Source organism: Kitasatospora sp. NBC_00039 (assembly GCF_045160625.1).
Taxonomy (GTDB): domain Bacteria; phylum Actinomycetota; class Actinomycetes; order Streptomycetales; family Streptomycetaceae; genus Kitasatospora.
Genome location: NZ_CP108289.1, coordinates 1,332,689 through 1,342,155 on the forward strand (window position 1 = coordinate 1,332,689; position 9,467 = coordinate 1,342,155).

General features: G+C 73.6%; 1 protein-coding gene. It reads right to left on the reverse strand.

What is annotated here, in order from left to right:
• Positions 1 to 34: 34 nt before the first annotated feature.
• Complete coding sequence (locus OG286_RS06375) at positions 35 to 9,466, reverse strand: SDR family NAD(P)-dependent oxidoreductase (RefSeq protein WP_405364855.1); 9,432 nt, start codon at positions 9,464 to 9,466, stop codon at positions 35 to 37.
• Position 9,467 lies beyond the last annotated feature (1 nt).

A 9,467-nucleotide genomic window follows, 5' to 3' on the forward strand; every position in this document is an offset into this window, starting at 1 on the left:
TGTTCCTACCGTTCCTACGGGCACCGCGCCCCGGTCACTTCTTGCTGCGCGACCCCCGCCTGCGCCGGCCGACCCAGGTCTTCGCGGCCGCGATCCGCTTCTCCTCCCGGCTGCCGGAGTAGAACAGCTCGCAGAAGGAGCGGATGGGCGCCAGCGACTTCGGGTCGCTGAGGATCACGAAGTGGTTCGAGGAGTCCACGTCGGTCTGGTGGAAGTTCGGCAGCTGCTTCTGCCACTCCTCCCAGTAGTTCACCTGGTCCAGCGCCGTGCCGTCCTCCTGGGTGGAGAAGACGGCTTCGAGCTCCCCGTAGAAGAGGCCGCTCTTGTTGCGGAAGTAGAAGCAGGTGACGGACTCCGGCCGGGCGAGCGGCCGCACGTCGTACTCCAGGACCCCGTAGGCCTCCTGGACGCGCACGTTCTGCTCCACGCGTGCGCGCAGCGCCTGCGCGGAGCCGCCCAGGCCGCGCTCCTGCGCGACGGCGATCAGCCGGTCCAGCAGCTCGTCGTCGCCCCGGCTCCAGTCCACCTCGGCGGCGGCGATGAACGCCTCCGCGAAGCGCTCCGGCGCCGGCCTGACGGCCGCGAACAGCAGGGCGTTGACCTGCTGGAGCACCATGTCCCTGCGCGACATGGTCATCTCCTTGACCCGGTCACCGTACATCGCGTCGACCATCACGACGCTCTCCACCGTCTCGCCCTGCTCCTGCAGTTGACGGGTGACCTCGTACGCCAGCAGACCGCCGAGCGAGTAGCCGCCCAGATCGTAGGGCCCCTCGGGCTGGACGGTGCGGATGATGTGCGCGTAGTGGGCCGCCATCGCCGTGATGCCGTTGAGCGGAGCGGCGTCGGACATCCAGCCGCGTGCCTGGATCCCGTAGAAGGGCCGCCCGAAGCTGTCGGCGATCGCGCCGTAGACCTCAAGACCGCCGAGCCCGCCGTGGAACCAGAAGACCGGCCGGCCCTCGGCGCCGGCGTTGAGGCGGATCACCTCCGGGAAGCGCGCCGACGCCGCGGGGACGGCGGTCGTGGCGGCCGTGGCACCGGACGGTGCGGCGGAGCCGAAGCGGCGCACGAGGTCCCGGGTGGACCGGCAGTCGGCGAGGGCCTGGAGATCGGCCGCGGGGTCGACCTCCGTCTGGAAGCCCTTCACCAGCTGCATGGCCAGGATCGAGCTGAACCCGAGGTCCTCGAGCGGGGCGTCGAGGTCGAGCGCGTCCACCGGCACGCCCAGCAGGTCGGCGACGAGGGCCGCGATCCGCTCCGCGGCGCCGGTGTGCGCCGGGGCGGCCTCGCTGCTCACGGGCAGGGCCGGCGGCGCCACGGGAGCCTGCGGCTGACCCTCGGTCACCTCGGGCAGCCAGTGCCGCTTCCGGTCGAACGGATAGGTCGGCAGCGTCCGCAGCATCCGCGGCGCCCGGCCCTCGCGCGGGACGGCGTCCCAGGGCACGCTCCCGCCCCGGGCCCAGAACAGGGCCACGTTCTCGGGCCGGTTCTCCGCGAGCAGCTCGCGGACAACCGCGTCCCCGACCCGCCCGCTCAGCAGGGCGCCGAGGTCCGAGTCGTCGCGCCGGGCGTCGCCCGTGAAGAGCGGCACCGGGGCCTGCCCGGCGGTGCCGTCCAGGTAGTGGCCGAGGCCTGCGAGGAGCTCGCCGGTGCTGCCCGCCACCAGGGCCAGACGGGCGTCCATGGCCTCGCGCCCGCTCTGCAGCGTGTGGGCGAGGTCCGCGAGGGAGAGCTCCGGCTGTGCGGTCACGAAGTCCAGCAGGCGCCCGGCCACGGCCCTGAGGCGGTCCTCGTTGCGCGCGGAGAGGACCACGACCTGCGGTGCGCCGTCGTCCGCGTACTCCTCGGCGGCGTGCCGGACGGGGATGTACTCCTCGACGACCAGGTGGGCGTTGGAGCCGCCGGCGCCGACGGCGCTGATGGTCGCGCGCCTCGGGTACTCGCGTTCCCGGCCGTCGATGTCCACCACCGGCCGGTGCCAGGGCTGCGCCTCCCGCGGGAGGTAGAACGCCGTCCCGTCCAGCACCACCCCGGGGTTGAGCCTGCGCTGGCCGTCCTGGCTGTCCTGCCCGTCCTGGCTGTTCTGCCCGTCCTGGCCGTCGAGCCCGCCCTGGCCGACGAACGGGACGAGCCGGCGGTGCTTGAGCTGGAGGGCGACCTTGCTGAGCTGGGCGATGCCGGAGGCCGCCTCGGCGTTGCCGAAGGTGGACTTGACCGTGCCCAGGGCGCAGAACCCCTCGTCCCGCGTGTGCTTGCCGAACACCTTGCGCAGCGCCGCGAACTCGATGGCGTCGCCCAGCTGGGAGCCGTTCGCCGACGCCTCGACGTAGCCGACCGTGCGCGGGTGGACGCCGGCCCGCTCCAGGTTCTCCTCGATCAGCTCCGCCTGCCGGTCGGGGCTGGGCACCATCGGGCCGTTGGTGCGGCCCTTGTGGTTGGTGGCGCTGGACCGGATGACGGCGAGGATCTCGTCCCCGTCCGCGACGGCCCGGGAGAGCGGCTTCAGCAGGACGGCGCCGACACCCTCGGCGGGCAGGAAGCCGTCCCCGTCGAGGAAGGCCCGGCTGCCCGGGTCGCTGCCGGTGAGGCCGGTCAGGCTCAGCCCGAGGAGCTTCTTCGGGTGCAGGGTGAGGTTGACGCCACCGGCGATCATCATCTCGCAGTTGCCCCGGCGCAGTTCCTCGCAGGCCATGTGGATGGCGACCAGCGAGGAGGAGCACGTCGTGTCGACGGCGAGGCTCGGCCCCTGGAGGTCGAAGAAGTGCGACACCCGGTTGGCGATGGCGCTGTAGGACATCACCGAGGTGATGGACTCGTGGACGATGTCGGAGGAGAGCAGCTGGTACTGCTGGTACATCGCGCCGACGTAGACCCCGACCCGGCTGCCGTGCGCGGTGCGCAGGCGGTCCCGGGTGTAGCCGGAGCCCTCCAGGAGGTTCCAGACGCACTCCAGGAACAGGCGCGTCTGCGGGTCCGTGATCGCCGCCTCGCGGGGCGAGACGTTGAAGAACAGCGAGTCGAAGTCCGCGACGCCGTCGATGAACCCGCCCCACCTGGTGGGGGTCCGGCCGGGCCGGTTCGGCTCCGGGTCGTAGTAGAGGCTGTGGTCCCAGCGGTCCTCGGGGACCTCGGTGACGCAGTCACGGCCCGCGAGCAGGTTCTCCCACAGCTCGTCGAGGTCGTTGGCGCCGGGGTAGCGGCCGGCGAGGCCGACGACCGCGACGGCGTCCTCCTGCGGCCCGGCCGGCTCGGACCGCCGCTGAGGTGCGACGGCCGCCACGGGTACCGGGGCCGCCACGGGCGCGGCGGGCAGCACGGGCGCGGCGGGCGCCGCGGGCAGCACGGGCGCGCCGGCGGGCTCCGGTGACGAGGCGGGGAGGCCCAGCACCGTCTCCAGCGCACCCGCGTGGGCGTCGAGGAAGTAGCCGCTGAGTGCGTCGATGCTCTGGTGCTCGAAGAAGAGCGTCTTCGACAGCGAACCGAAGTCGGTCTCCAGCCGGTTGGTGACGGCGAGCGCCAGCACCGAGTCGATGCCGAACCGCTCGAAGGGAGCGCCCGGGTCGATCCGGTGCGCCGGTACCCGGATCACCTCGGCGAGCGTGTTCCTGAGGTACGTGACCAGCTCGGCGCGCACGGCCTTCCGGCCGGCACCCGCGGCGCCCGCGGCGGGCCGGTCCCCGACCGGCCGGACGGCCGACCGGCCGGCGGCCGGCTGTACGGCGGCCGGCTCGGGCTGCGGGGCCCGGTGCAGCACGGTCTCCCGGATCTTCGCGGCGTCCCCGGCGATCACCAGGACCTGGGTCCGCGGCGCGTCGAGCGCGGCGTACAGCGCCGCGAGCCCCGTGGCGGTCGGCATGGGCACCATGCCCAGCCGCTCGCGCATCACCGTCTCGGTGGCGCCGTCCACCCGCATCCCGCCCTCGGCCCAGAGGGGCCAGTCGACGGAGACGGAGGCACCGGAGCGCTGCCCGCGGGCCACCAGCTCCTGGCGGTGGTGCGTGTAGGCGTCCTGGAAGGCGTTGGCGGCGGCGTAGTCGGCCTGCCCGGCGTTGCCGAACACCCCGGCCGCACCGGCACAGACGGCCAGGAAGTCCAGCGGGACGTCCTTGCTGGCCTCGTCCAGGTTGACCAGGCCCGCGACCTTCGGCGCGAGGACCTCGCGGCACTCCCCGGCGGTCTTGCGCCGCAGGAGGCCGTCCCGCAGGACGCCGGCGCTGTGGATGATGCCGTGCAGGGCGCCGTGGTCCCGCAGGATCCCGTCGACCAGCTCCCGCACCTCGTCCGCCCGGGCGACGTCCACCCGCTCGTAGCGGACGTCCGCCCCCTGCGCGCGCCACCCGTCCAGGACGGCCTCCTGCGCGGGGCGCAGCGGCGACCGGCCGGCCAGCACGAGGGTGATGTCGCGCACCGCGGCCATGTCCCGGGCGAACAGGGTGGCGACGCCGCCGAGCCCGCCGGTGACGAGGTAGACCCCGCCGGTCCGCCAGGGCACCCGGGTCTCGGGGCGGTTGTCGCCCTCGGCCCAGGTCAGCGCCTCGGTGCGGCCGCCGCGGAAGCGCAGGCAGGACTCGCCGGGGTGGCGCCGCCCGGCGGCGACCCGGGCGACCAGCTGCCCGGCGGGCTCCGCCGGGTCGACGAGGACGGCTTGGGCCAGCAGCCGCGGGTCCTCGGCCTGGGCCGACTTCAGGAGGCCGAGCAGGCCCTGAACGGTCGCCAGGCCCTCCCGGTCGGGGACGACCAGCTGCACCAGCACCCGCTCCTGCGCCCGGTCGTCCAGGAGGTCCCGGACGTGGGCGAGGGCCTGCTCGGTGTACTCGGTGAACCGCTCGGCGATCCCCGTCGCGGTGGAGGTCAGCGGCAGCACCCGCACCGCCGGATCCTGCCCGGCCAGCGCGTCGGCGAGGGCGGGCAGGTCGGGCAGCAGCACGACGTGCTGCCGCGGCTCGATGACCGCAGCGCCCGGCGCGGGCTCCCGCCAGGCGGGCAGGAAGGCGACCGACGACACCTCGGCGGTCCCTGCCGCGGGCGTCTCGGCGGCCGCGCCGACCTCGCCGTCCAGGACGCGGTAGGACATGCCCCTGATCCGGGCGCGCACCCCGCCCTGCTCGTCGCAGAGGTCGATGTCGAGCTTGAAGACCTTGCCGCCCCGCTCGACGCCCGCGCTGTAGCGGATCCAGGCCCACATGGCGTCGGTGCAGGAGCCGAGGACCTCCAGCTCGTCCAGGGCGAACGGCAGCGAGGGCTTCATGCCGGACACGTCGAGGGTGTCCGCGTCGCCGGCCGCCAGCCCCATGCCGAGCGAGGCCTGGAGTGTCGCGTCGAGGAGGGCGGGGTGCAGCACGTAGTCGTCCCGGGTGGCGCGCACCGAGGCGGGCAGCGTGAGCTGCACCAGGACCTGGTCACGGCCGATGTGCAGCCGCTCGATGCCGCGGTGCGCGTCGCCGTAGCTGAAGCCGATGGCCTCGTACGCCGGGTAGAGCCGGTCGGCGGCGACCTCGGTCCGGCCGCAGGCCGCCCGGATGCCCGGGAGGTCGAGCACGGCCGGGGCGACGTCCTTGAGGACCACCTGCCCCTGGCTGTGCACCACCGGGGCGGCGCCGGGGGTGTCGCCGGAGGTGCCGGAGATCTCGTACTCGGCCTCGTCGTGGCCCCTGGGCACCAGTGAGGTGGTGAGGGTGACGGGCTCCGCGCCGGCGGTCACCGGGCGCGCCCAGACGACGTTGCGCAGGGCCAGGCCGGGGCCGTCCTGGGCCGGCCCGCCGAGGGTGAGGGCGGCGGCGGCCCGGGCCATCTCCAGGCAGGCCACGCCGGGGAGGACCTTCCGGCCCTTCACCACGTGGTCCCGGAGGAAGAACTCCTCGCCGGTGAACTCCGACCGGTAGCGCCGGGAGCGGAAGTCCGAGGCTTCGGAGTGCAGCAGCGGGTGCGTGCCGGCCCGGGTACCGCCGTGCCGGCCGGCCGGGAGCGCCGGGCGCTGCTCCGGCGCCTGCGGCACCCAGTACCGCTCACGGGCGAACGGGTAGGTCGGCAGCGGGACGCGGGTGTACTGCCAGTCGGAGAAGAGCGCGGCGTAGTCCAGACCGTAGCCCTGGACGTAGAGGTCCGCGACGGTGGCGAGCAGCTCGGCGAGCGAGCCGGGGTCGGTGCCCGCCGCGGCCTGCCGGATGCACTCGTTGCCGAAGTTGCGCAGCGCGGCGCGCTCCTGGTGGCCCTGCGCGGGGACCTCGCCGACGCAGACGCGCGGGCTCTGCCCCTGGGCGGTCCACTGGCGCAGGCTCTCCACCAGCTCGGCCTGGTCGCGCACGACGCAGGCCAGCCGGTGCGGCAGGTGCTTGCGGCCGACGAGCAGGGTGAAGCCGATGTCGCCCGGGTCGAGGCCGGGCTGCTGCTCGCAGTGTGCGAGGAGCCGTTCGGCCTGCTCCGCCAGCTGCTCGGCGGTGCCGGCGGAGAGGGTGACGAGGTGGGCGGACGGCCCGCCGGTGCGGTGGGCCCGGTACGGGGCCTCCTCGATCACCAGGTGGGCGTTGGTCCCGCTGACGCCGAAGGAGCTGACGGCGGCGCGGCGGGTGCCGTCTCCCCCGGCCTCCCAGGGGCGGTCCTCGGTGTTCACGTAGAACGGGCTGTCGGTGAAGTCGATGTGCGCGTTGCCCCGCTCGAAGTTGATCGAGGGCGGGATGCGCCGGTGCCGGAGCGAGAGCAGCACCTTGATGACGCCGGCGACGCCGGCGGCGGTGATGGTGTGTCCGAGGTTGGACTTGATCGAGCCCAGCGCGCAGTAGTCCCGCTGCTGGGTGTAGCGGCGGAAGGCCCGCTTGAGCGCGTGGTACTCGATCGGGTCGCCGAGCTTGGTGCCGGTGCCGTGGGCCTCCATCAGCTGGATGTGCTCGGGGTTGATCCCGAACGCGTCGTAGACGGAAGTCTCCAGCCGTTCCTGGGACTTGGCGCTCGGCGCGGTGATCCCGTTCGACGCGCCGTCCTGGTTGACGCCGGAGCCGCTGATCACGCCGTGGATGTGGTCCCCGTCGGCGAGCGCGTCGGCGAGCCGCTTGAGGACGACGACGCCCGCGCCCTCGCCGGGGACGAAGCCGTCGGCCCGGTCGTCGAAGGTGTGGCAGCGGCCGCTCGGCGAGAGCATGCCGGCCTGACCGGCGATCACCCAGAACTTGGGCGTGGTCTGGATGGCGACGCCGCCGGCGATGGCCATCTCGGTCTCACCGCCCCACAGGCCCTGGCAGGCGAGGTGGATCGCCACCAGCGAGCTGGAGCAGGCCGTGTCAACGGAGATCGCCGGGCCCTGGAGGTCGAGGTGGTAGGAGATGCGCGCCGGCATCGCCGACAGCGCGTTGCCCCACATGGACTGCGGCGGCGCCTCGCCGCCGAACAGCTGCGCGTAGCCGCTCTCCTGGCAGCCGACGTACACGCCGACCTTGCGGCCCTGGGTGCCGGAGCCGGCGTACCCGGCGTCCTCCAGCGCCTTCCAGGACTCCTCCAGGAACACCCGCTGCTGGGGGTCCATGTAGGTCGCCTCGATGCCCGAGATGTTGAAGAACGTCGGGTCGAAGCGGTCGATGTCGTCGATGAAGCTGCCGTGGTCGCAGCGCTGCGCGCCCTCGGTGTGGTAGCCCGACATGTCCCAGCGCGAGATCTTCTCGATCAGGTCGTGCCCCTGCGCCAGGTGGTCCCAGAGCTGCTCGACGCCGGGCGAGCCGCCGAACCGGCCGCTCATGCCGACGATGGCGATCGGCTCCTTGCGCAGCACGCCGGCCGGCTCGTGCGGTGCCCGCGCCGGGGCCTGCTGGGCCTGCGGCGCGGCGGCCTGGTGCGGGGCCGCCGTCTGCGCCGCCGGGAGCGGCGCGGGCCCGGCGGCCGGGGCCCGCAGCTCGGCGGGCAGCGAGGCGGTGGCCTCCGCCCGGTGGGCACCGGCGATGTACCGGGCCAGCCGGTTCACCGAACCGTGGTCGAACAGGTCGGTGGTGGCCAGGTCGATGCCGATCTTCCGGTTGATCTCCTGGATCAGCTGCACGCCGATGATCGAGTCGATGCCGTAGTCCATGAAGGCGTCGTCGGCGGCGATCTGCGTCCGGTCGACCTTCAGGGAGAGCTTCAGCTGCTCGAAGATGACGTCCTTGACGTGCTGTTCCAGCATCTCGTCGGTGACCGACGGCGTCCGCGCCCCGGCCCGCGCGGGGCGGTGCCCCTGGGCCTCGGGCCGGGCCGGCGTCTCCTGCGCGCCGACGGCCTGCGCGGGGGCGGCGCCCTCGGCGGCGGGGGCGCCCGCGAGCTCCTGCCGGATCAGCCCGTCGCTGTCGGCCGCGATCACCTGGTGGCCCAGCTCGTGCAGCCGCTGCGCGGGGAACGAGACCGCGCCGAAGCCCTCCTCGTCGAGCACCTCCTCCCAGGACTCGGGGGTCAGGCCCGGGCAGCCGGGGATGCGCAGCTCGGTGTCCTCGTACAGCCACCAGCCTTCGAGCAGACCGAACGTCAGGTGCGTGAAGAGCGAGTGCGCGGAGAGCTCGTTGGCGAGCAGGACGCCGTTCTCCTTCAGCGCCCCCTTGGCGTTGCGCAGCGTCCGGCGGATGTCCTTGGTGGCGTGCAGCACGTTGGTGGCGAGCACGATGTCGTACGAGCCCGGCTCCACGTCCTGGCCGGCGAGCGGCTCCTCGACGTTGAAGATCCGGTAGTCGAGGTACGGGTACCTGGGGCCGTACTCCTTCTCCGCGTACATCAGGAAGGACTTGGACAGGTCGGTGTAGCAGTACGTCTCGACGTGGGCGGCGAAGGGTTCGAGCTTCTCGAAGACCTTCACGCTCCCGCCGCCGGTGCCCGCGCCGATCTCCAGGAGGCGGATCCGCGCCGACGGGTCGCTGCGCAGGACCTCGCGCACGATGCCGGCCACCGCGTCGGCCATGACGCCGTTGAAGGTGTCGGTGACGGGGTTGTTCTTGTAGATCCCCTCGACCAGCTCCATCGAGGAGTTGGGGAACATGACGTCGGTGGCGAGCACCTCCCCGGTCAGGATCCGCGGCAGGGCGCGCAGCATGGCGTCCAGGAGCAGGACCTGCGCGCGCAGGTCGGCGTTGCGCGACCACTGCGCGCTGCGCTCCTCCCACTCCGCCCAGATGTCGCGGCTGCTCACCGCGTGCACCGGGCGGGGGTACGGGTCGTCGCCGTGCAGGTAGCCGCGGTCCAGCAGTTGGCGGACGGACTCGTCCAGCCAGCGCCGCAGCTCGTCGCCGAGCGGCAGACGGGGTGCGGCGTCCGAGAACAGGCCCACGCTCTGCAGCTGGCTGAGCAGCAGGCGGCTCAGCAGGTCGTCGTCGACCAGGGCGCCCGCGTCGCGGTCGGTGCCGTCGACGGCCGGGGCCGCCGTGCCGTCCGCGATCTCCCGGCAGAGGCGGGCCAGGGGAACCCGTGTGCCCCTGCGGGCCGTGGTGATGGCTTCGCGCCGGATGATGTGCTGCATG

Excerpts from the sequence above, each read along its gene's own strand:
- OG286_RS06375 (WP_405364855.1), bottom strand. The coding sequence starts at position 9,466 with ATGCAGCACATCATCCGGCGCGAAGCCATCACCACGGCCCGCAGGGGC.